This is a genomic window from Aminipila sp. (assembly GCF_032051575.1).
Classification (GTDB): domain Bacteria; phylum Bacillota; class Clostridia; order Peptostreptococcales; family Anaerovoracaceae; genus Aminipila.
The window spans coordinates 389,492-410,276 of sequence record NZ_DAMBYD010000001.1; the positions used below are offsets into that span (position 1 = coordinate 389,492).

31 protein-coding genes are annotated in these 20,785 nt (G+C 37.1%); 30 read left to right on the top strand and 1 reads right to left on the bottom strand.

Annotation, left to right across the window (positions count from 1 at the left end; all coding sequences use genetic code 11):
• Positions 1-23: 23 nt before the first annotated feature.
• The 12 genes from RTW14_RS01810 to RTW14_RS01865 all read left to right on the top strand — a co-directional run bounded on the left by RTW14_RS01810 (position 24) and on the right by RTW14_RS01865 (position 9,378).
• Positions 24-455 (top strand): flagellar export chaperone FliS, encoded by a 432-nt coding sequence (locus tag RTW14_RS01810; RefSeq protein WP_312647763.1) that lies wholly within the window; start codon positions 24-26, stop codon positions 453-455.
• A gap of 15 nt (positions 456-470) precedes the next feature.
• A complete protein-coding gene (locus tag RTW14_RS01815) occupies positions 471-902 on the top strand; it encodes a hypothetical protein (protein ID WP_312647764.1) in 432 nt (143 codons plus the stop codon).
• 28 nt (positions 903-930) lie between these two features.
• Positions 931-1,503, top strand: a complete 573-nt coding sequence (locus RTW14_RS01820; protein WP_312647766.1) for a xanthine phosphoribosyltransferase — start codon at positions 931-933, stop codon at positions 1,501-1,503.
• 206 nt (positions 1,504-1,709) lie between these two features.
• On the top strand, positions 1,710-2,822 hold the full coding sequence (locus RTW14_RS01825) for a BMP family ABC transporter substrate-binding protein (RefSeq protein ID WP_312647767.1): 1,113 nt from the start codon (positions 1,710-1,712) through the stop codon (positions 2,820-2,822).
• A 155-nt stretch (positions 2,823-2,977) separates the two neighbouring features.
• The gene (locus RTW14_RS01830; RefSeq protein WP_312647768.1) at positions 2,978-4,519 is read left to right on the top strand and encodes an ABC transporter ATP-binding protein; all 1,542 of its coding nucleotides are present in this window, start codon (positions 2,978-2,980) and stop codon (positions 4,517-4,519) included.
• The gene (locus RTW14_RS01835) at positions 4,506-5,591 is read left to right on the top strand and encodes an ABC transporter permease (protein ID WP_331654374.1); all 1,086 of its coding nucleotides are present in this window, start codon (positions 4,506-4,508) and stop codon (positions 5,589-5,591) included. Before RTW14_RS01830 ends, RTW14_RS01835 begins: the two co-directional genes overlap by 14 nt.
• A gap of 2 nt (positions 5,592-5,593) precedes the next feature.
• Positions 5,594-6,520 (top strand): ABC transporter permease, encoded by a 927-nt coding sequence (locus tag RTW14_RS01840; protein ID WP_312647770.1) that lies wholly within the window; start codon positions 5,594-5,596, stop codon positions 6,518-6,520.
• 184 nt (positions 6,521-6,704) lie between these two features.
• Positions 6,705-7,376 carry a DUF1461 domain-containing protein gene (locus RTW14_RS01845; protein WP_312647772.1) on the top strand — a complete coding sequence of 224 codons (672 nt, stop codon included), beginning with the start codon at positions 6,705-6,707 and terminating at the stop codon, positions 7,374-7,376.
• A 30-nt stretch (positions 7,377-7,406) separates the two neighbouring features.
• Positions 7,407-7,958 (top strand): DJ-1 family glyoxalase III, encoded by a 552-nt coding sequence (locus RTW14_RS01850; protein ID WP_312647773.1) that lies wholly within the window; start codon positions 7,407-7,409, stop codon positions 7,956-7,958.
• Entirely contained in the window at positions 7,948-8,766 is an 819-nt protein-coding gene (locus RTW14_RS01855; protein ID WP_312647774.1) for a PHP domain-containing protein, read from the top strand. The genes RTW14_RS01850 and RTW14_RS01855 overlap by 11 nt, the downstream gene beginning before the upstream one ends.
• 101 nt (positions 8,767-8,867) lie before the next feature.
• Positions 8,868-9,140 (top strand): YdbC family protein, encoded by a 273-nt coding sequence (locus tag RTW14_RS01860; RefSeq protein WP_312647775.1) that lies wholly within the window; start codon positions 8,868-8,870, stop codon positions 9,138-9,140.
• A gap of 97 nt (positions 9,141-9,237) precedes the next feature.
• Complete coding sequence (locus tag RTW14_RS01865; RefSeq protein WP_312647777.1) at positions 9,238-9,378, top strand: hypothetical protein; 141 nt, start codon at positions 9,238-9,240, stop codon at positions 9,376-9,378.
• A gap of 84 nt (positions 9,379-9,462) precedes the next feature.
• Here the strand turns inward: RTW14_RS01865 and RTW14_RS01870 are convergent, their stop codons facing one another.
• Entirely contained in the window at positions 9,463-9,657 is a 195-nt protein-coding gene (locus tag RTW14_RS01870) for a DUF378 domain-containing protein (RefSeq protein WP_312647779.1), read from the bottom strand.
• A 90-nt stretch (positions 9,658-9,747) separates the two neighbouring features.
• Here RTW14_RS01870 and RTW14_RS01875 point away from each other — a divergent pair, with 90 nt between their 5' ends.
• From RTW14_RS01875 to rplE, 18 genes are all read left to right on the top strand, one after another.
• The gene (locus RTW14_RS01875; protein WP_312647780.1) at positions 9,748-11,316 is read left to right on the top strand and encodes a nucleoside kinase; all 1,569 of its coding nucleotides are present in this window, start codon (positions 9,748-9,750) and stop codon (positions 11,314-11,316) included.
• The gene (locus tag RTW14_RS01880) at positions 11,313-12,245 is read left to right on the top strand and encodes a carbohydrate kinase family protein (RefSeq protein WP_312647782.1); all 933 of its coding nucleotides are present in this window, start codon (positions 11,313-11,315) and stop codon (positions 12,243-12,245) included. Before RTW14_RS01875 ends, RTW14_RS01880 begins: the two co-directional genes overlap by 4 nt.
• A 113-nt stretch (positions 12,246-12,358) precedes the next feature.
• The gene (locus RTW14_RS01885) at positions 12,359-12,775 is read left to right on the top strand and encodes a hypothetical protein (RefSeq protein ID WP_312647784.1); all 417 of its coding nucleotides are present in this window, start codon (positions 12,359-12,361) and stop codon (positions 12,773-12,775) included.
• A 78-nt stretch (positions 12,776-12,853) separates the two neighbouring features.
• Complete coding sequence (locus tag RTW14_RS01890; RefSeq protein WP_312647786.1) at positions 12,854-13,636, top strand: prolipoprotein diacylglyceryl transferase; 783 nt, start codon at positions 12,854-12,856, stop codon at positions 13,634-13,636.
• Between the two features lie 507 nt (positions 13,637-14,143).
• On the top strand, positions 14,144-14,455 hold the full coding sequence (gene rpsJ / locus RTW14_RS01895; RefSeq protein WP_163065292.1) for a 30S ribosomal protein S10: 312 nt from the start codon (positions 14,144-14,146) through the stop codon (positions 14,453-14,455).
• Positions 14,456-14,555: 100 nt separating this feature from the next.
• A complete protein-coding gene (rplC, locus tag RTW14_RS01900; RefSeq protein ID WP_312647788.1) occupies positions 14,556-15,191 on the top strand; it encodes a 50S ribosomal protein L3 in 636 nt (211 codons plus the stop codon).
• A gap of 30 nt (positions 15,192-15,221) precedes the next feature.
• Entirely contained in the window at positions 15,222-15,845 is a 624-nt protein-coding gene (gene rplD, locus RTW14_RS01905) for a 50S ribosomal protein L4 (RefSeq protein WP_312647790.1), read from the top strand.
• On the top strand, positions 15,845-16,135 hold the full coding sequence (rplW, locus tag RTW14_RS01910; RefSeq protein WP_312647791.1) for a 50S ribosomal protein L23: 291 nt from the start codon (positions 15,845-15,847) through the stop codon (positions 16,133-16,135). Before rplD ends, rplW begins: the two co-directional genes overlap by 1 nt.
• A gap of 15 nt (positions 16,136-16,150) precedes the next feature.
• A complete protein-coding gene (rplB, locus tag RTW14_RS01915) occupies positions 16,151-16,984 on the top strand; it encodes a 50S ribosomal protein L2 (protein ID WP_312647793.1) in 834 nt (277 codons plus the stop codon).
• A 15-nt stretch (positions 16,985-16,999) separates the two neighbouring features.
• A complete protein-coding gene (gene rpsS / locus RTW14_RS01920) occupies positions 17,000-17,278 on the top strand; it encodes a 30S ribosomal protein S19 (protein WP_206582536.1) in 279 nt (92 codons plus the stop codon).
• 19 nt (positions 17,279-17,297) lie between these two features.
• Complete coding sequence (rplV, locus tag RTW14_RS01925) at positions 17,298-17,633, top strand: 50S ribosomal protein L22 (protein ID WP_312647798.1); 336 nt, start codon at positions 17,298-17,300, stop codon at positions 17,631-17,633.
• A gap of 17 nt (positions 17,634-17,650) precedes the next feature.
• Entirely contained in the window at positions 17,651-18,526 is an 876-nt protein-coding gene (gene rpsC, locus RTW14_RS01930) for a 30S ribosomal protein S3 (RefSeq protein ID WP_312647799.1), read from the top strand.
• A 76-nt stretch (positions 18,527-18,602) separates the two neighbouring features.
• Complete coding sequence (gene rplP, locus RTW14_RS01935) at positions 18,603-19,037, top strand: 50S ribosomal protein L16 (RefSeq protein WP_312647800.1); 435 nt, start codon at positions 18,603-18,605, stop codon at positions 19,035-19,037.
• Positions 19,037-19,240 carry a 50S ribosomal protein L29 gene (gene rpmC / locus RTW14_RS01940; protein ID WP_312647802.1) on the top strand — a complete coding sequence of 68 codons (204 nt, stop codon included), beginning with the start codon at positions 19,037-19,039 and terminating at the stop codon, positions 19,238-19,240. The genes rplP and rpmC overlap by 1 nt, the downstream gene beginning before the upstream one ends.
• An 18-nt stretch (positions 19,241-19,258) precedes the next feature.
• The gene (rpsQ, locus tag RTW14_RS01945) at positions 19,259-19,519 is read left to right on the top strand and encodes a 30S ribosomal protein S17 (RefSeq protein ID WP_312647804.1); all 261 of its coding nucleotides are present in this window, start codon (positions 19,259-19,261) and stop codon (positions 19,517-19,519) included.
• A gap of 15 nt (positions 19,520-19,534) precedes the next feature.
• Positions 19,535-19,903: a 50S ribosomal protein L14 gene (rplN, locus tag RTW14_RS01950; protein WP_312647806.1), complete on the top strand. Its 369-nt coding sequence runs from the start codon at positions 19,535-19,537 to the stop codon at positions 19,901-19,903.
• 11 nt (positions 19,904-19,914) lie between these two features.
• On the top strand, positions 19,915-20,220 hold the full coding sequence (gene rplX / locus RTW14_RS01955) for a 50S ribosomal protein L24 (RefSeq protein WP_312647808.1): 306 nt from the start codon (positions 19,915-19,917) through the stop codon (positions 20,218-20,220).
• A 17-nt stretch (positions 20,221-20,237) separates the two neighbouring features.
• Positions 20,238-20,780, top strand: a complete 543-nt coding sequence (gene rplE / locus RTW14_RS01960; RefSeq protein WP_312647809.1) for a 50S ribosomal protein L5 — start codon at positions 20,238-20,240, stop codon at positions 20,778-20,780.
• The last annotated feature ends 5 nt before the right edge of the window (positions 20,781-20,785 follow it).

Sequence of the window (20,785 nt, forward strand, 5' to 3'; positions counted from 1 at the left end):
GAAAGAAAGGATGTTAATACTTTATGATGAATTATGGTTATCAGCAATATAAAACACAATCAGTAGAAACCATGACAAAAGGGGAAATGCTTATTTTATTGTATGACGAAATAAACAAGAGACTTCTAAGAGCAAGAACATATTTCGAAAAGGGTGATATCGATTTATTTGAGGCAGATGTCCAAAGAGCTATAGATATTGTAAATTATCTTATAGAAAGTCTTGACAGAAAGTACCCAATAAGTAATGATTTATATAGATTATATGATTTTATGACTTTTGAGTTGATGAGGCTTAAGAGCGGCAGAAATTTAGATTTAATTGATGACATTACACCTTTGGTTAAGGATCTTAGTGAGAGTTTTAGAGAAGCAGATCGGCTTACGAAAAAGGATCCAAGCGTTGGGGCAGGTATTGGAGGCGGTACTACAAGCGTGACTTTTGGTGTAGGTTGACGGAGGCGATAACAATTGGACAGTTTTACAGCAACGAACAAAATTTTAGAAAATTTAAAGATGAAATACAGATATATAGACAACATTATGAACTTGACAAAGGACATGGAAAGAGCTATGATGGCAAATGATTCTATATCTTTTGGGTCTACCCTTGATATGAGGGGAGATGTTATGATTCTAGTGGATAAACTAGATGAGGAAAACAGGGAAATTGTCAGTCGTTTACCCGGGGCTCTTAAAGAACGTATTTCAGCGATTGTAATGCCTAAACGAGAAGCAGCGGGAGAATCTGTTACATTAGACAATCCACTTGAGACTAATATTTATGATACAAACAAAAGAATTGCGGCACTATTATCAAAGATTATAAAGCTGGATAGTGACATAAACCAAAAGATAAAAGGGCAGAAACAACCTCCCAGATTAAGTAATATGAGAGGATAAATAAAATCATAAATACCAAGGAGAGAACATGGAAAGTTTAAAGCAGAAAATATTAGCTGAAGGTCAAGTTTTAGGAGAAGATATTGTAAAGGTTGACGGATTTTTAAATCACCAGATTGACGTAAAGTTTATGGAACAGATTGGAAAAGAGTTTAGAGCCCGTTTTAATGATGTTAAAGTAGATCGAATTCTGACTGTTGAATCCAGTGGTATTTCTATTGCTTGTGAAGCTTCTAAATATTTTGAGTATATTCCTGTAGTGTTTGCTAAAAAAGTAGCGCCAAATACCATGGCGGAAGGATGCTATAGTGCTGAAGCTAAGTCTTTTACAAAAGGAACTGTCTCGAATCTCAGAGTTGCGAAGAGATTTTTACAACCGGGTGAAAAAGTTCTTATCGTCGATGATTTCTTAGCTTCCGGGGAAGCTTCCATTGCACTTGCCAAGATGGTTAGAAAAGCAGGAGCAGAAGTGGTAGGCGTAGGTGCAGTGATAGAAAAAGAATTTCAGGGAGGCAGTGCTAAGCTTCGTGAAATGGGATGCAGAGTAGAGTCTCTTGTTGTTATAAAGAAATTTGAGAACGGCAAGATTGTATTTTCATAGTGATGTTTACATCGTGATGCTGCATCACGAATTATAATACAAAAATAAAGGATTAAAGTTCACACCAATGCGAACTTTAATCTTTTTTTGTTATTTTCTTTACGTAAATTTGTAAGAAATGACTTTACTATGATAATTTTGGTTATTATAATGATAATACAAATCCAAATTGAATATTAAATTGAATATGAAGAAGGAGAAGAAAGATGAAAAAGTTTTTAGCTATTTTATTGGCATTAGTTTTGGCATTCAGCTTTGCTGCATGTGGCGGATCAGATACTTCAGAAGATAAGGCTGCAGATGACGTGTTAAAAGTAGGGTTTATCTACATTGGAAGTATTAATGATGGCGGATATACTCAGGCACAGCATGAAGGTACGGTTGCTATGGAAAAGTACTTTAAAGGTAAGGTAAAAGCTGTTTATCAGGAAAATGTAAGTGATCAAGATAAATCAGCTGTTGTGACTGCTGCTACAAACCTTATTGATCAGGGTTGTAAAGTAATTGTTGGGACAAGCTATGGCTTCATGGATGGACTTGATGAATTAGCTAATTCAGATGACTATAAAGATATTAAATTCCTTCACTTCTCAGGAAATAAAATGAATGATACTAACTTTGGGAACTACTTTGGCGCTACTGAACAGCCTAGATATTTAACAGGTATCATTGCAGGCATGATGACAAAGTCAAATAAACTTGGTTATGTTGCAGCTTATCCTTATACAGAAGTACAGATTGGGATAAATGCATTTACACTGGGTGCACAGTCTGTTAACAAAGATGTAGAAGTAAAAGTTGTTTACATTAACAGTTGGTATGACCCTGAAAAGGAAAGAAGTGCTGCAGATGAATTGTTAGCTCAGGGCTGTGATATTATTACACAGCACAGCGATACTACAGGACCTCAGGTCGCTGCTGCAGAAGCTGGTAAGTATGCTATTGGTTACAATCTGGACAATAGCAAGGTAGAAGCAGTAAAGGCTTCTTACTTGACATCACCTACATGGCATCATGAAAAGTTCCTAATTCCTACCATTGAGAAGATTATGGCTGGAACTTGGACTCCTGAATCATACTACGGTACCATGGCAGATGGTTATGTTGACATTGCACCTATGACGGATTTAGTGCCTGCAGATGTACAGGCTAAGGTCGAAGACGTTAAGGCTAAGATGATATCTGGAGAGTTCAGTCCATTCTCTGGAGAAATTTATTACAATGACGGAAAAGTACTTTGCGAAAAGGGACAGACTCTTGATAGAGCTGCAATTTGGAGCATTAACGGACTAGTAAAAGGTGCAACTGGAACAAAATAATAATCAGCATTTTCACCTTTTGAATTAGAATCATAAATTACTATTAGATGGGTATGTCATAATCGACATACCCACTTTATTTTCTACAAATTACATGCTATACTAAAGGGTATTGGTTATCCCAATTATAATAAAATACAGTAGCGGAGGAATTCATGAGCGAAAAGCGAGTAGCTATACAAATGAATAATATTACAAAGACTTTTGGCGCACTGAAGGCGAATGAAGATGTCAACCTGACTGTTTATGAAGGTGAGGTTCATGCGCTTCTAGGTGAAAACGGTGCAGGAAAGAGTACTCTTATGAATATGCTGTCAGGTATTTATACTCCTGACGGAGGAACCATTCATATTTATGGCGAGGAAGTTCATTTTGCTTCCCCTAAGGATTCTATAAATATGGGGATTGGCATGATTCATCAGCATTTTAAACTGATCGATATTTTGTCAGCAAAAGATAATGTTGTTCTTGGACAAGGAAAGGGCTTTTTCAGTAAGGGCAAAGCCATGTCTAAAAAAGTAAAAGAAATTTCAGACCAGTATGGATTAGACATTAACACGGATAAGAAGGTTTATGATATGTCTGTTGGAGAAAAACAGACTTTAGAAATTATAAAGGTATTGTTTAGAGGGGCTAAAATTCTTATTTTGGATGAACCTACAGCGGTTTTGACCCCGCAGGAAATAGAAAAACTATTTCATATTATTAGAAACATGAAGGCACAGGGCTGTGCTGTTGTAATCATAACTCATAAGCTAAATGAAGTTATGGAAATCAGTGACAGAATTACGGTATTAAGAAAGGGACGTTCTATCGAAACTGTAAATACCAATGATGTTGAAGTTTCAAACTTGATTGAAATGATGGTTGGAAAGAAAATGGATCTTTCATTGGAGAGAGAAACCATAAAAGATAAGAGGCTATTGCTTGAACTTGAAAATGTTACTGTATTAGACAGGGAGAAGAAACCCGCTTTAGCGGATGCAACCTTTAGTTTATATGGTGGAGAAATTTTAGGCGTTGCAGGCGTTGCAGGAAGTGGACAAAAAGAACTCTGTGAAGCAATTGCAGGACTTGACCCCACTGAAAAAGGGAGGATTTTATTTGAAGGAGAAAGCCTTACTGGTAAAACCCCTAAGGATATTATTAAACTTGGTATAAGTATGGGATTTATACCAGAAGATAGATTAGGTATGGGACTGGTAGGAAGTATGGATATTGTTCATAATCTGATTTTAAAGGACTATCAGAACACGCCTGGTGTGCTTTTGAAAAAGGGTCCATGTGTAGAGAAAGCTAAACAAATTGTCGAAGAGCTAGATATTCAGACAACTAGTATATATGCTCCTGTAAAGAAGATGTCCGGAGGAAATATACAAAAAGTACTATTAGGAAGAGAAATTGATTTAAACCCAAAAGTATTGATTACTGCATATCCTGTAAGAGGATTAGATATTGGTGCATCATATAAGATATATGATCTGTTAAATGACCAGAAGAAAAATGGGGTAGGCGTATTATTTATTGGCGAAGATTTAGACGTTCTGCTTGAACTCTGTGACAGAATTATGGTTATGTGCGGGGGTAAAATAACAGGTATAGTAAACGCGGATCAGGTAACCAAAGAGGAAATTGGACTGCTTATGACAGGAACATTATTGGAAGAAGAGGAGGTTGGATATAATGAGCTTGCTTAAAATAACGAAAAGAGACAACCTTAATAAAAAACAGGAACTTATAATTAGAGTACTTGCTATAGTTCTTTCCATAGTTTGTGCTGGCTTGATTTTGGTGATTTTTGGACTAAACCCTCTTAATGTATTCAAAGCTATTATTGATGGATCTATAGGTACTGACCTTAGAATAAAGCAGACTATAATTAAAGCTATTCCGCTCATTATAACTTCATTAGGTATTTTAGTTGCATTTAAAATGAAGTTCTGGAATATTGGAGGAGAAGGGCAAATTGTAATGGGTGCTATGGCCGCCACCTTTGTTGCTCTTAATTTTGGAGATTTGCCTAAACCAGTAATGCTATTGTTAATGGCAGTCAGTGCTATGATTGTTGGCGGTTTTTGGGCCTTTATCCCAGCGATATTTAAAGCAAAAATGGGGACGAATGAAACTATATTTACATTAATGATGAATTATATAGGGATCAAATTTGTTACTTATCTTCAGTATGGACCTTGGATGGATCCAAATGCTAATGGATTCCCCAGAGTAGCACCTTTCTCGGAAAATGCTATTTTACCATCCGTACTAGGTGTCCATGCAGGATGGATTATTGCCATCCTATGTACAGCCCTTATTTTCTTTCTTATGAAATACACAAAATTAGGATATGAAATAACTGTTGTAGGGGAAAGTTTTGAAACTGCCAGATATGCAGGAATGAATATAAATAAAATAATTATTGTTGCTATGATGATTTCAGGGGGGCTTTGTGGCCTGGTGGGTATGATTCAGGCTTCAGCTATTGAAAAAACTCTTGTGGCTGGTATTTCAGGGGGGTATGGATTTACTGCTATTATTACTGCATGGCTGGCAAGATTAAATGCAGTTGCTACTTTATTTGTCTGTCTGGTATTTGCTATGCTTATTCAGGGTGGTGCTTATATTCAGTTAGCTATGAATGTTCCAAGTTCCGTTGCCAGTGTAGTTCAGGGAACTATTTTATTCTTTGTACTTGGAAGTGAATTCTTTCTTCAGTATAGAGTTGGTTTTACTCATAAACTGGGTAGACGAGCTGAAAAGGAGGTGGCATAATAATGGAAGCTTTCTTAGCAGCATGTGTAGTTGCGGGGACTCCGCTAGTGTTTGCCACTGTAGGTGAACTAATAACCGAAAAATCGGGAAGTTTGAACTTAGGGGTGGAAGGTATGATGCTGATGGGAGCCGTTATGGGCTTTGTTGCAGCATATAATACCGGAAATCCAGTACTGGCAATTTTGTGTGCAGCGCTTGCAGGTGCAGGAGGTGCATTCATATTTGCAATTATTACAGTTACACTGAGGGCAAATCAAACTGTTACGGGATTAACCTTAACTATTTTTGGAACTGGATTTGCCAGTTTTGTGGGACAGCCTATGATAGGATTTTCACTACCAGGATCAGTAAGCTCATTTTTCACTAAAACACCAATACCTGTTTTGGCGGATATCCCGGTATTAGGGCCGATATTCTTTAAGCAGGACTTATTTGTATATTTTGCGTATATCATTGTAATTTTTTTCTGCGTGTATATGTATAAAACTCGTTTGGGGTTAAACATGAGAGCTGTTGGAGAGAATGCAGCAGCAGCAGATGCATCAGGGATTAATGTGACCTTATATAAATATGTACACATTATAGTAGGGGGATCCCTTTGCGGACTTGGAGGTGCCTATCTGTCATTGATTCGTGTACCTATTTGGCAGTCTGATGTAGTTACAGGAAGAGGCTGGATAGCAGTAGCCCTAGTAATATTTGCATCATGGAATCCCATCAAAGCTTTAATTGGTGCAATATTCTTTGGAGGATTAAGTATATTGGGTCTTAGGCTTCAGGCGATGGGTTTTACAATCTCACAGTACCTTGTAGATATGATTCCTTATTTGGCAACGGTAATCATTGTTATTATCAGTTCACATAAGAAAAAGAAGGAAAATCAGCCTCCAGCTGATTTAGGAAACAACTATTTCAGAGAAGAACGTTAAAAAATGAATAATTTAGTGGCAATAAGAAAATAATGAGCGAGGTGCGTTAATATTTTATGAACTTGTTTCATAAAAATATATTAACAAGCCTCGCTTTATTAGGGGTTGTTTTAAGTTGAGATTATAGATATAATTAAAAATATACGCAATTGTATATGGGGATAAAAATTAGGGGATTTAGAATATGAAAATTTTGATTAAAACACTTTTTATTGCATTAGCAGTAACTATACCGGCGACGTCATTTTGCTTAGGTGCGAATATCGTTACCAGAATGCCTGATGTTTATCAATACGAATTTAAGGCAACCGAGGCATTAAAGAATGTTGAATTAAGCAAGAATGATGATGAAATGGGGGAGTTTATTTCAGACTTTATGTTTGGCAAACAGGCTCAATTTCAATTATTAATAGAGGATGAAGACAAACCGCAGTCAATTTTTACTGAAAACGAAATGTCGGCTATGGCAAATGCCAGAAAGTATATGAATATAGTAGCTGCTTTAGGGTTTGTGGCGTGTGTTCTTATGGTGGTATCTTTTATAATGCTTAAAAAGTATGAGTTTAACAGAGAGATACGTAAACAATATAAATTAGGTGCTATTATTTATGTCTGCTTGATAGTGGGTTATCTGGTGGGGTTCTATGTGGCCGCTAAAACAGGGCATTCCTTGCTTGATATGTTGGCGTATGTGCCTGATGAGGAAGATTTGCTGCCACAAATCATGACAGAAGGATTGCAAGTACGGTTATATTACTCTACGGCGGTAGTTTCTACAATTATCATGGCTATAATGGGTTACGCAATGTTTAAAATAACTGAGCCGAAAAAAATATTTTCCAGAAGCTATTATTAGTTGGGTAGGGCTGTAACAGAGAGGAGAGTTATGGTATATGTGCATTTGGCAGAGGGCTTTGAGGAAATTGAGGCTCTTGCATGCGTAGATATAATGCGGAGAGCTGATATTGAAACGAAAACGGTAAGTATTACAGGTCAAAAACTTGTAAAAAGCGTTAGAGGTGTAGTTATAGCAGCGGATGTTTTATATGAAGAGGCTGATTATAAATCATGCCATATGATCGTTCTTCCAGGAGGGATGCCTGGAGCTAAAAATCTTGGCGAGCATAAAGGACTGCTTAGCAATATTCAAGAATTCGCCCAAAATAATAAGTGGGTTGCTGCTATTTGTGCAGCTCCGATGATTTTAGGGCATGAAGGTCTGCTGAAAGGCAGAAAGGCCACTATTTTTCCAGGAATGGAGGAGCATTTGGTAGGGGCAGAAGCAGTTCCGAACAGAGTTGTTATAGATGGGAACCTTATCACTTCAAAAGGGCCGGGCACAGCCATGGAATTTACTCTTGCAATAGTGGGTGTGATAAAAGGGCAGGAAACTGCTGAAAAATTAAAGAAAGATTTGGTAATGTTTAATGGACAATAAAGTAGATTATCATTTACACACATATTACTCGGATGGCTCAATGTCTCCGACTGATATTGTGAAAAGAGCTAAGGATTTAGAATACACAGAGATTGCTATAACAGATCATGAAGGAATTGACGGCGTTAAAGAAGCACAAATTGCTGGAAAAGCACTTGATATTCATGTTATTTCGGGGATTGAATTTTCTACAGCCTACAAAGATCAGGAATCTGGAGAAGCGGTCAATTTGCATATCCTTGGATATCGTATAGATATAAAGAACAAAGCATTAAATGCGGAACTGCAAGAAATAAGAGAAAAACGTAAAAATAGAAACGATAAGCTTCTAACCGTGCTAAAGGATATGGGGTTTGAGTTAGCTAAGGAAGATTTGTACTTTGAAGAGGATCAAGATTACATTGGCAAACCTGTTATTGCAAGAGCTATGCTGAAGCGTGGTTATATCAAGGATGCAAAAGAGGCTTTTGAACCAGGAAAGTTTTTGGAATCACCAGAGGCAAAAGCTGTGAAAAAGGACAAAATTTCAGTGGAAAGGGCAATCGAGCTTATTAGAGGGGCTGGTGGTACAGCTGTGCTGGCACATCCAATGAAAATAAAAAAGCTGGGAGAACGTGATACAGAGGAATTTTATGGAAAGCTGGATTTATTGGTGAGAAAGCTTAAGGTGATAGGGCTAAAAGGTATGGAGTGTTTTCATACTGATCATACACAAGAAGAAAGCTTAAAGCTGGTTGAACTTGCAGAAAAATATCATTTACACATAACGGAAGGGTCGGATTATCATGGTCCGGAATTTGAAAAATAGACGGATATCCCCGTCTTATTTTTTTAAAAGTAGGTTGACATATTTTTACATATAATATAAAATATAGAAAAGTAAAAATATGTAAATCAGAGAGGAGATTAATGATGACTGTAAATGAAAAGAAAAATGAGGAGGTTACTTTCGAAATTATAGAACACATAGGGGTGATTGCAAAGTATACTAATCATTGGACGAAAGAACTGAACAAAATTTCATGGAATGGAAGTAACCCGAAGTTTGACATACGTGATTGGGATGAGCATCATGAACATATGTCCCGGGGAATTACTTTACATGATGATGAGATGCAGATTGTGTATGAATTGTTAAAGAATAACTTTCTAAAACCTTTATTAGAAGAGCAAGCAGTTTAGAACGTTATTGGAGTTTAATGCATATAGTATAGAAAAGAAAATCACAAATCTTAGTTTGTAGATTTTATTGTTAATGCATTATGAAGGAGGTACAAAAATGGCAAACTGTGGATGCAATGGAGTAGGTGGAGTAGGCGGAATTGACTCTAGTTTACTTTTCTTCTTTTTAATTTTAATTTTAATGTTCTGCCAGCCTGGAATTTTTGGTTGCGGCGATACATGTGACAGAAGCTGCTAGTAAAAATCAAATAGTAGTAAAACAAAAAGGACGGTTCCTCTGCTTTTTAACAGAGGAACCGTCCTTTTGTTTAATAAAGTTAGATTATGAATGAGTCTGATGACCTTTAAAGAATGTGATTGCATAAAGTCCGGATATACCAACAAGTGCAAAAATAATTCTACTTATTAGTTCGAGGTTCGTACCAAAAATGCTAGAAATCAAATCATATCTGAAAAAACCAATAAGACCCCAATTTATAGCACCAATTATTATAAGTGCAAGTACTAATTTTCTCAAAGCTATCACTCCTTTCCGAAGAGTATTTTGCCCACTTTCATCAGAAATATGATATAATATCCATTATTGCAAAAGGGGGGCATTTAATTTATGGAAATTATGCTAAAAATTGGACCAAGAGAGCAAGAAATAAAAAAAGAAATAAAAGAGAATTGCACTGTTGCAGATATTGTAGAAGAAGTTCGAGGTAGATTACCCTATACAATTTTAGTGGCACGTATAGACAACGAAATTGTTGAACTTACACAAAAAATTAATAAACCTTGTAAAATAGAATTGCTTGATATGAGAAATCAATCAGCTAATTTAATATATCAATATAGTCTGTCATTAATATATTTAAAAGCGGTTAATGATGTTCTAGGTGAGACAATTGTGGAAATACAAAATTCCATTAATAAAGGCTTGTATACCATGATTAGAAGAAAGCAACCAGTTACTCAGGCTGAAGTAGATGGTATAGAAAAACGAATGCATGAATTAGTTGAGGCGGATATTCTGTATAAAAAAGAAGGAAAGTGTCATTCCCTGGAAGGATTTGAAGCTTTCTTTTGTGGATTGATGGTGCCATCTACTGGATATATAAAATATTTTGAACTTAGGAAATATAGAAGAGGTGTCTTGCTAAGATTTCCTCATCCTAAAAATCCTAGTATAATCCCTGAGTATGTTGACGAAGTTAAGCTGTATGGTGCGTTTGGAGAGGCTACAAATTGGGGAAGATTGATGGAAGTATCCTATGTGGAAGATTTAAATGCAAAAGTGAGAAATGGAGACTATAAGGAACTGATACAGCTTTCCGAAGCTTTGCATGAAAAAAAGGTTGCTGAACTTGCCGACATTATAAAAAAAGAAAAAAAGAGAATTATTTTGATAGCAGGGCCTTCCTCATCAGGGAAAACGACTTTTGCCAACAGGCTGTTGATACAGCTTAAAGTAAACGGACTAAAACCTCTATATATGGGGACTGACGATTATTTTGTAGAAAGAGAAAGTACTCCCCTTGATGAAAACGGAGAACCTAACTTTGAAGATTTAGAGGCTATTGATATACAGCTTTTCAATGCCAATATGAATTCTTTATTAGCTGGCGAAGTAGTTGATCTGCCAAGTTTCGATTTTTTAGATGGTCACAAAAAATTTGGAAAGCGCAGGATGAAAATAACTGCTGATCAGCCGATTATTATTGAAGGAATTCATGCACTAAATAAGGAATTAACAGCGCTCATTCCAGATGCTGAAAAATTTAAAATTTATATTAGCCCGTTAACTCAATTAAATATAGATGAACACAATAGAATTCCAACCACTGATGCACGTATGCTTAGGAGAATGGTTAGAGATTATAACTTTAGAGGCCATTCAGCTAAAAGTACTATAAATGCATGGCCGAAGGTTAGAACGGGAGAGGATAAGAATATATTCCCTTTTAGCAATGAAGCGGATGCCTTTTTTAACTCTGTGCATTTATATGAAATTTCAGTACTGAAAAAATATGCAGAACCTTTGTTAAAGGACATAAAGAAAGAAGATATTGAATATAGTGAAGCGGTACGTCTCCTAAAGTTTTTAGATTTTTTTGAAGCAATTGAGGATGATTCTATAATTGCGAATAATTCAATTTTAAGAGAATTTATTGGAGGAAGTATTTTAGTATGAGTGATATAGCTGTTATTGGAGGAATTGCAGTAGACATTGAAGGCCATCCTTATGATGTGCTTAGAAAGGGAGAGTCTAATCCAGGGAAAATATCCATTTCATATGGCGGTGTTGGAAGGAATATAACTGAGAACCTAGCAAGAATGGGGGCTAATGTTTCTTTCATATCTGCAGTAGGGCATGATTTTGTAGGAAAAGTGGCAGTACAAGAACTGTCTGCACTGGGAGTAGGCGTGGAACATATTTATATGCTTGAGGATGAAAATACTGCCATGTATTTATCAATTTTAAATAGTATAGGTGATATGGAGATGGCTCTTTGCAACATGGATGTGTTGGAACGGATTTCCATTGATATAATTGACCAAGCTATGCCAATTCTTAAAACTTCAAAAATAGTGGGAATTGATGCTAATTTGACCGATGACGTACAAAAATATATTATGGATAAACTGCCTGGAGTGCCGTTATTTTTAGATCCTGTTTCTGCGCCGAAAGCACAACGGTCCCAAAAATATATAGGACGATTTCATACCATAAAACCCAATATAGGAGAAGCGGAAGTTTTATCTGGAATGAAGATAACAGATGAAAAAGATTTGTTGGAAGTTGGTAAATATTTTATTGCGCAGGGAGTAAAACAGCTTTTTATTACGTTAAATGCAAGAGGTGTATACTATAAGGATACCATTGAGGAAGGCATTATAAGACCAGGTAAAGTTGATATAGTTAGTGCAACGGGAGCAGGAGATGCTTTTTCTGCCGCAATAATGGACAGTTTTATTAGAGGCAAAAACATAGTAGAAACATCCTTCTATGGAATGGCTGCTTCAAGGGTCGCAATGGGGGCAAGGACGGCAGTAAATTCTAAGATGACTCCGGAAACATTAGTCGGAATATGTTGCAATTTGGAATATTTTAGGTTATAATGTATAAATAGTATTTCGAATAAATTTATTGCTATTAATTAATGGGTTAAAAACTGATTGAGAGTTAAAGCTTATAATTAGGCAGTATAACATATGATTAGGAGGATTTTTATATGGATGATAATTTAAATAACCAGCAAAATCAGGAACAAAATGACCAACAGCAAAATGAACAGCAGCAGAGTCAGCAGCAAAATGAACAACAAAATTATCAGCAATATTACCAGCAATATGTTCAGCAAAGTCAGCAGCCCAATAACCAGCAAAATGGCCAAACTCCGTCAAATGGAAAAGCAATTGCATCTCTTGTCTTGGGTATTGTTGCTTTAGTTTGCGTCTTTTTTGGATATACTTCTTTACTGGGAATTATTTTGGCAATTGTGGGGGTTGTTTTAGGTACAGCCGCTAAAAATGAACAGCCATCAGGTATGGCAACAGCAGGAATAGTGCTAAGTATAATAGCACTGGGAATTTGTGCAGTTGCATTTTTGGCATGTATTGCATGTGCTGGTGCTTTGGCTGCTTTATAATCACGGATAAACTAAATTAATAGACGGGCGTTGCTGTTTATTCAGTGATGGCCCGTTTTGTTTTTGGAGGGCAAATGTATGTTTCCTATAATAAATATTTTTGGCTTTAAAGTTGCTTCTTATGGGTTAATTAACTTAATTGCATTTGCGGTGGGTATAATAACAGCTTGTTTTAGAGCGAAAAAATATGAAATTTCTCCAGAACAAGAGTTTTTAATGCTGGTTCATGCTTTAATTGGAGCCATTGTTGGAGGAAAATTACTGTATTTAATCTCTAAACTAGGGGAAATATGGGATTATAAAGCTATAATATTTAAGAATATGAATAATTTTACTGCCTATATGGAGGGCGGGTTTGTTTTCTACGGAGGCCTAATTGGTGGATTAACTGCAGCTTTTATGTATTGCCGTTACTATAAGAAACCAGCTATAAGAATGATTGAAATATCTGTACCATCGATACCTTTGATGCATGGTATAGGTAGGATTGGATGCTTTATGGCCGGATGCTGTTATGGCATCCCTACGAAATCAAAGCTAAGTGTAATTTATACTAACTCCATTGCTGCTCCCAATGGTATTCCTTTTTTTCCAGTACAGCTTTTAGAAGCAGGGGTGAATTTTATTTTGTTTATTTTACTTATGGTTTATGCCAAGAAGTGGCGTAAACCATATAAAATGTTAGGGCTGTATTTAGTACTTTATTCTATAGAACGATTTTTCCTTGAATTTCTCAGGGGTGATAGTATACGAGGAATATATGGGGGGATGTCCTTATCTCAATGGCTTAGCCTTTTTATTGTTTTACCAATTGGAATGTTGTTATTTTCTTCCCGTCATTTAAAATCAAAAATGCAATAATAGTAAGCTTTGTAAAAAAAATGAGCCCAGTAATGTTGAATTTACTGGGCTTTTACAATTTAAAACAATTTTTTTGTAAATTATTTTAAAAAGAGAATAAAAAAGACAGATAAGTTAAAGATAGAACAAACGAAACACTAGGGTGCGTGTATAGATAATGACCCCTGTAGGCATTGAAAACAAGGAAATGTAACCTATAAAAAAGTTTAAAAATCTTTCAATTATTTTTCAAAAAAGTATTGCATTTAGTTGAAAAGTGTTATATAGTGTAAAGGCTTGCTTAAGGCGATGAAGTAGGAAGTTGCTGAGCTATCAGGTAATTTCTACTGAGAATTGTCCTCACAAGATGGGGGCGAAGGGATTCGTCAGCTTTTGTCTGTGTTAATAAAATGAAACACACGGAGACGTGTGCAAAGTAAGCGATTCCACCGCATGCGTTCAAAAGTAGGCGTTAGAACCCCTTGTACAGGCGTAGCGAAAACGTACAAAAAATAGGAGGAAAGAAAAATGAGCGAACAACAAAAAATTAGAATTAAGCTTAAGGCATATGACCACAAGTCATTAGATTTGTCTGCAGCTAAAATTGTTGAGACAGCCAAGAAGACAGGTGCTGATGTTTCAGGCCCTATTCCGCTTCCAACAGAAAAAGAAGTGGTAACAATCTTAAGAGCAGTTCATAAGTATAAGGACAGCAGAGAGCAGTTCGAACAGAGAACTCACAAGAGATTGATTGATATCACAAACACTACACCTAAAACAGTTGATGCTTTAATGAAGCTTGACTTACCAGCTGGTGTAGATATTGAAATCAAACTTTAATAGTGATAAGGGTACTCCCCTTAGAAAGATTGCATGAGAGGGCAAAACGTTGCTTAAGCCAATCCAGGGCAATCCGCTGTAAGTAGAAAAGGAGAAAAATATGAAAACTATCTTAGGAAAGAAAATCGGAATGACTCAGATTTTCTCAGAAGCAGGAGAAGTTATTCCTGTAACAGTTATCGAAGCTGGTCCTGTAGTAGTAACTCAGGTTAAGACAAATGAAACTGACGGTTACGAAGCAGTTCAGATTGGATTCGAAGATACTAAAGCTCACAGAGTGAACAAACCGTTAACTGGTCACTTCACTAAGAATGGTCTTGGATTAAAGAAGCACCTTGCTGAATTCAGACTAGAAGATGGTGAAGCTTATGAAGTTGGACAGACTATCACAGCTGCTGATTTTGAAATCGGCAAGAAGCTAGACGTAACAGGTACTTCAAAGGGTAAAGGAACGCAGGGCAACATCAAGAGACACGGACATCAGAGAGGTCCTACAACTCATGGTTCAAAGCACAAGAGACTTGCTGGTGCATTAGCTGCAGGTACTTATCCTTCAAGAGTATTTAAGGGTAACGATGGTCCTGGTAGAATGGGTCGCGATACAGTGACTGTACAGAACGTTGTATTAGTAAAGGTTATTGAAGAAAGAAATCTTATGCTTGTAAGAGGCGCTGTACCTGGTCCTAAGGGCGGCTTGCTACGTGTTCAGTACGCAGTAAAAGGTCAGGACAAATAGATAAAAACTTCAGAAAGGAGGAAGTAGAAAATGGCAAAAGTAACTATGCTAAACATGGCAGGAGCAGAAGTTGGAAGCGTTGATTTAAATGATGCGATTTTTGGTATCGAACCAAATCAGAACGCTGTTCATGCAATAGTAAAAAATTATCTGGCTAACCAAAGACAAGGTACACAGTCAGCTAAGAATAGAGGCGAAGTTAGAGGCGGCGGCAGAAAGCCTTTCAGACAGAAGGGTACTGGTCGTCACAGACAGGGTAGTACAACAGACCCATCACAGATCGGTGGTGGTGTAGTATTCGCACCAAAACCAAGAGATTACAGATATACAGTTCCTAAGAAGCTAAAAAGACTTGCAATGAAGTCAGCGCTTTCCTCAAAGGTTGCAGAAAAGGAAATTATTGTACTTGATACATTAAACTTTGATGCTCCTAAGACAAAAGAAATGATTAAGGTGTTAGGAAATGTAAATGCTGCTAAGAAGGCATTAATTGTTATGGCTGAAAAGGACGAAAACGTTATTAGATCAGCTGCTAACATTCCAGGAGTAAGAACAGCTTTAGTAGGTACAATGAATGTGTATGAGATTATTAATTACACAAGCTTCATCGTAACTAAAGAAGCAATCAATAAAATTGAGGAGGTGTATTCATAATGAGAACTGCTTACGACGTAATTATTAAGCCGGTTATCTCCGAAACAAGTATGGATAACGCACAGGAAAAGAAATACACTTTCAAAGTTGCTACAGACACTAACAAAACTGAAGTTAAGTTAGCGATCGAAGAAATCTTTGGTGTAGAAGTAGAAAAAGTAAACATCATGAATGTTCAAGGTAAAGTTAAGAGAATGGGAAGAAACGTAGGTAGAACTGCGGCTTCAAAGAAGGCGATTGTTACTCTTACTGAAGGCAGTAAGGAAATCGAATTCTTCCAGGGTCTATAAGGAGGGACGAAAAATATGGGAATCAAAAAGTATAATCCGACCACTCCTGGATTAAGAGGAATGACGGTTTCAACATTTGAAGAAATTACAACAAGTACACCAGAAAAGTCTCTTACAGTAACTCTTAAGAAGCATTCCGGAAGAAATGTGAGAGGTAAGATTACAGTAAGACACAGAGGCGGTGGATACAGACCTAAATATAGAATCATCGACTTTAAGAGAAGTAAGGACGGTGTTCCAGCTAAGGTTGCTACAATTGAGTATGATCCAAACAGAAGCGCAAACATCGCATTAATTGTTTATGCTGATGGTGAAAAGAGATATATCATTGCTCCTAACAAACTATATGTTGGCGATGTAATCGTATCTGGCGCTGATGCGGATATTAAAGTAGGAAATGCTCTTCCACTTGCAAATATCCCAGTGGGTACAATTATTCACAACATTGAACTGAAGCATGGTAAAGGTGCTCAGCTGGTTAGATCTGCTGGTAATGGCGCTCAGCTTATGGCTAAGGAAGGCGAATATGCTCAAGTTAGACTACCTTCCGGAGAAGTTAGAAAAGTGAGAATGGAATGCAGAGCTACTATCGGTGAAGTTGGAAATGGTGAACATTCCAATATTCAAATCGGTAAAGCTGGTAGAAAGAGACACATGGGTTGGAGACCTACAGTAAGAGGTTCTGTAATGAACCCTAACGATCACCCTCATGGTGGTGGTGAAGGTAAGGCTGGTATCGGTAGAGTTAGTCCAGTTACTCCTTGGGGTAAGCCTGCTCTTGGTCTTAAGACTAGAAAGAAGAATAAGGCTTCTAATCAGTATATCGTTAAGAAAAGAAATGAAAAATAGGAAGGAGCATAGATAATGGGTAGATCACTTAAAAAGGGCCCTTTCGTAAACGCTAAGCTTTTGAAGGCTATCATGGCAATGAACGAAGCTAACGAAAAGAAAGTATTAAAGACATGGTCAAGACCATCTACAATATTCCCACAGATGGTGGGTCACACAATTGCAGTGCATGACGGTAAGAAGCACGTTCCTGTATATATCACGGAAGATATGGTAGGACACAGACTTGGAGAATTTGCTCCAACAAGAACCTACAGAGGTCACGTTGCTGACAAAACTACTAAGAAAAAATAAGTAAAGGAGATGTAAGAAGATGGAAGCAAGAGCAATTGCAAAATATGTAAGAATGTCTCCTATAAAGCTAAAGCCGATTACTGACTTAGTAAGAGGAAAAGATTTAAATGAGGCACTTACCATTTTAAAGTTCACACCTGGTAAGGGTTCTGAAATAATTGAAAAGGTTGTTAAGTCTGCCGCTGCAAACGCTGAAAACAACTTTGACATGAATCCAGATAACCTATATGTTGCTGAGGTTTATGCTCATCAGGGACCAACTCTGAAGAGATGGAGAGCTGGATCACAAGGTAGAGCATCAACAATCCTAAAGAGAAGTAGTCACATTGGCGTTACTCTTAAGGAAAAAAACTAAGATAGGAGGTTCATTGAATGGGTCAGAAAGTAAGTCCACATGGTTTAAGAGTGGGAGTTATAAAAGACTGGGATTCCAAATGGTATGCAGGCAAGAATAAGTTCGCTGATTTTCTTGTTGAAGACCAGAAGGTTAGAGAATATACAAAGAAGAAATTATATGTTGCAGGCGTTTCAAGAGTTTTAATTGAAAGAGCAGCAGCAGGAAAAATTAAGGTTATCGTATTAACTGGTAAGCCAGGTATGGTAATCGGAAGAGCTGGAGACGGTATTGACGCCCTTAAGAAGGACATCGTTAAGTTGACAGGTAAGGAAGTTGAAATCAGTATCGTTGAAATCAAGAAGGTTGAGATGGATGCACAGCTTACTGCTGAAAGCATTGCACAGGCACTAGAAAGAAGAATTTCTTTCAGAAGAGCTATGAAGCAGGCTATCGGAAGAACAATGAAGTCTGGGGCAAAGGGTATTAAGGTTCTTTGTTCAGGAAGACTTGGTGGAGCTGAAATCGCTAGAAACGAAAAGTACAGCGAAGGTAACGTTCCTCTACACACTTTAAGAGCAAATATTGACTACGGTTTTGCTGAAGCTGATACTACTTATGGTAAGATTGGTGTTAAGGTTTGGATTAACCATGGAGAAATTCTTGACAAGGGACTAAAGAGTCCAATTCCTGAAGAAAAAGAAGGAAGAAGAGATAGAAGAGACAACAGAGATGGTGATAGAAGACCTAGAAGAGACAACAGAGATGGTGATAGAAGACCTAGAAGAGACAATAGGGATGCTAAGCCAGAGCTTCCAAAGGCAGTCAATCCAAGAGTAAGAAAAACTCCAAAGGTTGAAGCTGCACCTGCAGTTGAAACTGCTGTTGAACAAAACGTAGAAGTGACTGAATAATAGATAGAAGAGCCGGGTACAAAATGCTAGGTATAAGTGATTTGTACTGTCGGCAAGAGAAAGGAGGAAGACAGCGATGTTAATGCCAAAGCGCGTTAAACGTAGAAGAGTCCACAGAGGAAGAATGAAAGGCGTTGCAACTAAGGGCAATAAAATTGCTTATGGTGAATACGGTTTAGTTTCACAAGAATGTGGTTGGATCACCTCTAACCAGATCGAGGCTGCCAGAATAGCTATGACAAGATCTATTAAGAGAGGTGGTAAAGTATATATTGATATTTTCCCACACAAGCCGGTTACAAAGAAGCCAGCTGAAGTACGTATGGGTTCCGGTAAAGGTGCTCCTGAGTATTGGGTAGCAGTTGTTAAGCCAGGTAGAGTCATGTTTGAAATAGCAGGCGTTACAGAAGAGCAGGCTAGAGAAGCTATGCGTCTTGCAATGCACAAACTACCTGTACAGTGTAAGTTTGCCATCAAAGGCCAAGAATTAGCAGAGGGTGGTGAAGCATAATGGAATTAAAGAAAATGAGAGAAATGACAGACGCTGAACTAGTTATTGAATTAAAGAAGATGAAAAATGAATTATTCAACTTAAGATTTCAGCATGTAACTGGTCAGTTAGAAAATCCTATAAAATTAAGAGAAGCTAAAAAGCAGATTGCTAAAGTTAAAACCATTATCAGAGAAAAAGAACTTCAGAAGGTTCAGGGCTAATAGAAAGGAGGATGTAATATGACTGTTGAGAGAAACAGAAGAAAGACTAAGGTCGGTATCGTGGTAAGTGATAAGATGGATAAGACTATCACTATTGCAATGGAAGACTTCGTAAGACATTCCCTTTATGGAAAAGCCGTAAAGAGAACTAAGAAAGTCAAGGCTCACGATGAAAATAACGAATGCAATATCGGAGATAAAGTAAGAATCATGGAAACAAGACCTCTATCAAAGGATAAGAGATGGAGACTTGTTAACATTATCGAGAAAGTTAAGTAAAGGAGGCACCAGATTATGATTCAGACAGAAACTAGATTAAAAGTTGCTGACAATTCAGGTGCGAAGGAACTTTTATGTATCCGTATTCTTGGTGGTACTAGCCGTAAGTGTGCGAATATTGGAGATATAATTGTTTGCGCTGTTAAAGAAGCAACACCCGGTGGCGTTGTAAAAAAAGGCGACGTTGTAAGAGCTGTAATAGTAAGAACTAAGACTGGGGCTAGAAGAAATGACGGAAGCTATGTAAAGTTCGATCAGAATGCAGCTGTAATTATTAAAGAAGATAAGAATCCAGTTGGAACTCGTATCTTCGGACCAGTAGCTAGAGAACTTAGAGATAAGAGCTTTATGAAGATAGTGTCATTGGCACCAGAAGTATTATAGGAGGTGTTCGGATGCATATTAAAAAAGGCGATACAGTGTTAATAATCACTGGTAAAGATAAAGGTAAAAAAGGCAAAGTCCTTAAGGCTATGCCAAAAGCAAATAGAGTTATTGTAGAAGGAATTAACATTCAGACTAAGCATCAGAAACAGACAAGAACTGAAAAGTCTGAAATCAAGCATGTTGAAGGTCCTATCCATGTTTCAAATGTTATGTTCTATGATACTAAAGCAAAGGCTCCTACAAGAGTTGGATACAAAGTTGAGAACGGTAAAAAAGTTAGAGTATCTAAGAAAACTGGAGCAGTAATTGATTAAGAAAGGAGGAGACGATTTTGACAGCTAGACTAAGAGAAACTTACAAGAATGAAGTATTTAAATCCATGATGGATAAGTATGGATATAAGAATGTTATGGAAGTTCCTGTACTTGAAAAGATTACAATTAACATGGGTCTTGGTGAAGCGAAGGAAAACGCTAAGATTATGGAAACTGCTGTTGAAGAATTAGCAATCATCAGTGGACAGAGACCTGTAATCACTAAATCAAAGAAATCTATCGCAAACTTCAAGGTTAGACAGGGCATGCCTGTTGGTGCAAAAGTTACTCTAAGAGGAGACAATATGTTTGAATTTGCTGATAAATTCTTCAACATCGCTCTTCCAAGAGTAAGAGACTTCAAGGGAGTTAGTAAGAACTCATTTGACGGTAGAGGTAACTACTCAATGGGTATTAAGGAACAATTAATCTTCCCTGAAATTGAGTTTGATAAGGTAGATAAGACTAAAGGTATGAATATTGTATTCACTACAACGGCAAAGACAGACGAAGAAGCTGCATCATTATTGCAGTTACTTGGATTGCCGTTTGAGAAATAGGAGGG

Coding starts and splice junctions, on each gene's coding strand:
- RTW14_RS01810 (WP_312647763.1), top strand. CDS start 24: ATGATGAATTATGGTTATCAGCAATATAAAACACAATCAGTAGAAACC.
- RTW14_RS01820 (WP_312647766.1), top strand. CDS start 931: ATGGAAAGTTTAAAGCAGAAAATATTAGCTGAAGGTCAAGTTTTAGGA.
- RTW14_RS01825 (WP_312647767.1), top strand. CDS start 1,710: ATGAAAAAGTTTTTAGCTATTTTATTGGCATTAGTTTTGGCATTCAGC.
- RTW14_RS01830 (WP_312647768.1), top strand. CDS start 2,978: ATGAGCGAAAAGCGAGTAGCTATACAAATGAATAATATTACAAAGACT.
- RTW14_RS01835 (WP_331654374.1), top strand. CDS start 4,506: ATGAGCTTGCTTAAAATAACGAAAAGAGACAACCTTAATAAAAAACAG.
- RTW14_RS01840 (WP_312647770.1), top strand. CDS start 5,594: ATGGAAGCTTTCTTAGCAGCATGTGTAGTTGCGGGGACTCCGCTAGTG.
- RTW14_RS01845 (WP_312647772.1), top strand. CDS start 6,705: ATGAAAATTTTGATTAAAACACTTTTTATTGCATTAGCAGTAACTATA.
- RTW14_RS01850 (WP_312647773.1), top strand. CDS start 7,407: ATGGTATATGTGCATTTGGCAGAGGGCTTTGAGGAAATTGAGGCTCTT.
- RTW14_RS01855 (WP_312647774.1), top strand. CDS start 7,948: ATGGACAATAAAGTAGATTATCATTTACACACATATTACTCGGATGGC.
- RTW14_RS01860 (WP_312647775.1), top strand. CDS start 8,868: ATGATGACTGTAAATGAAAAGAAAAATGAGGAGGTTACTTTCGAAATT.
- RTW14_RS01865 (WP_312647777.1), top strand. CDS start 9,238: ATGGCAAACTGTGGATGCAATGGAGTAGGTGGAGTAGGCGGAATTGAC.
- RTW14_RS01875 (WP_312647780.1), top strand. CDS start 9,748: ATGGAAATTATGCTAAAAATTGGACCAAGAGAGCAAGAAATAAAAAAA.
- RTW14_RS01880 (WP_312647782.1), top strand. CDS start 11,313: ATGAGTGATATAGCTGTTATTGGAGGAATTGCAGTAGACATTGAAGGC.
- RTW14_RS01885 (WP_312647784.1), top strand. CDS start 12,359: ATGGATGATAATTTAAATAACCAGCAAAATCAGGAACAAAATGACCAA.
- RTW14_RS01890 (WP_312647786.1), top strand. CDS start 12,854: ATGTTTCCTATAATAAATATTTTTGGCTTTAAAGTTGCTTCTTATGGG.
- rpsJ (WP_163065292.1), top strand. CDS start 14,144: ATGAGCGAACAACAAAAAATTAGAATTAAGCTTAAGGCATATGACCAC.
- rplC (WP_312647788.1), top strand. CDS start 14,556: ATGAAAACTATCTTAGGAAAGAAAATCGGAATGACTCAGATTTTCTCA.
- rplD (WP_312647790.1), top strand. CDS start 15,222: ATGGCAAAAGTAACTATGCTAAACATGGCAGGAGCAGAAGTTGGAAGC.
- rplW (WP_312647791.1), top strand. CDS start 15,845: ATGAGAACTGCTTACGACGTAATTATTAAGCCGGTTATCTCCGAAACA.
- rplB (WP_312647793.1), top strand. CDS start 16,151: ATGGGAATCAAAAAGTATAATCCGACCACTCCTGGATTAAGAGGAATG.
- rpsS (WP_206582536.1), top strand. CDS start 17,000: ATGGGTAGATCACTTAAAAAGGGCCCTTTCGTAAACGCTAAGCTTTTG.
- rplV (WP_312647798.1), top strand. CDS start 17,298: ATGGAAGCAAGAGCAATTGCAAAATATGTAAGAATGTCTCCTATAAAG.
- rpsC (WP_312647799.1), top strand. CDS start 17,651: ATGGGTCAGAAAGTAAGTCCACATGGTTTAAGAGTGGGAGTTATAAAA.
- rplP (WP_312647800.1), top strand. CDS start 18,603: ATGTTAATGCCAAAGCGCGTTAAACGTAGAAGAGTCCACAGAGGAAGA.
- rpmC (WP_312647802.1), top strand. CDS start 19,037: ATGGAATTAAAGAAAATGAGAGAAATGACAGACGCTGAACTAGTTATT.
- rpsQ (WP_312647804.1), top strand. CDS start 19,259: ATGACTGTTGAGAGAAACAGAAGAAAGACTAAGGTCGGTATCGTGGTA.
- rplN (WP_312647806.1), top strand. CDS start 19,535: ATGATTCAGACAGAAACTAGATTAAAAGTTGCTGACAATTCAGGTGCG.
- rplX (WP_312647808.1), top strand. CDS start 19,915: ATGCATATTAAAAAAGGCGATACAGTGTTAATAATCACTGGTAAAGAT.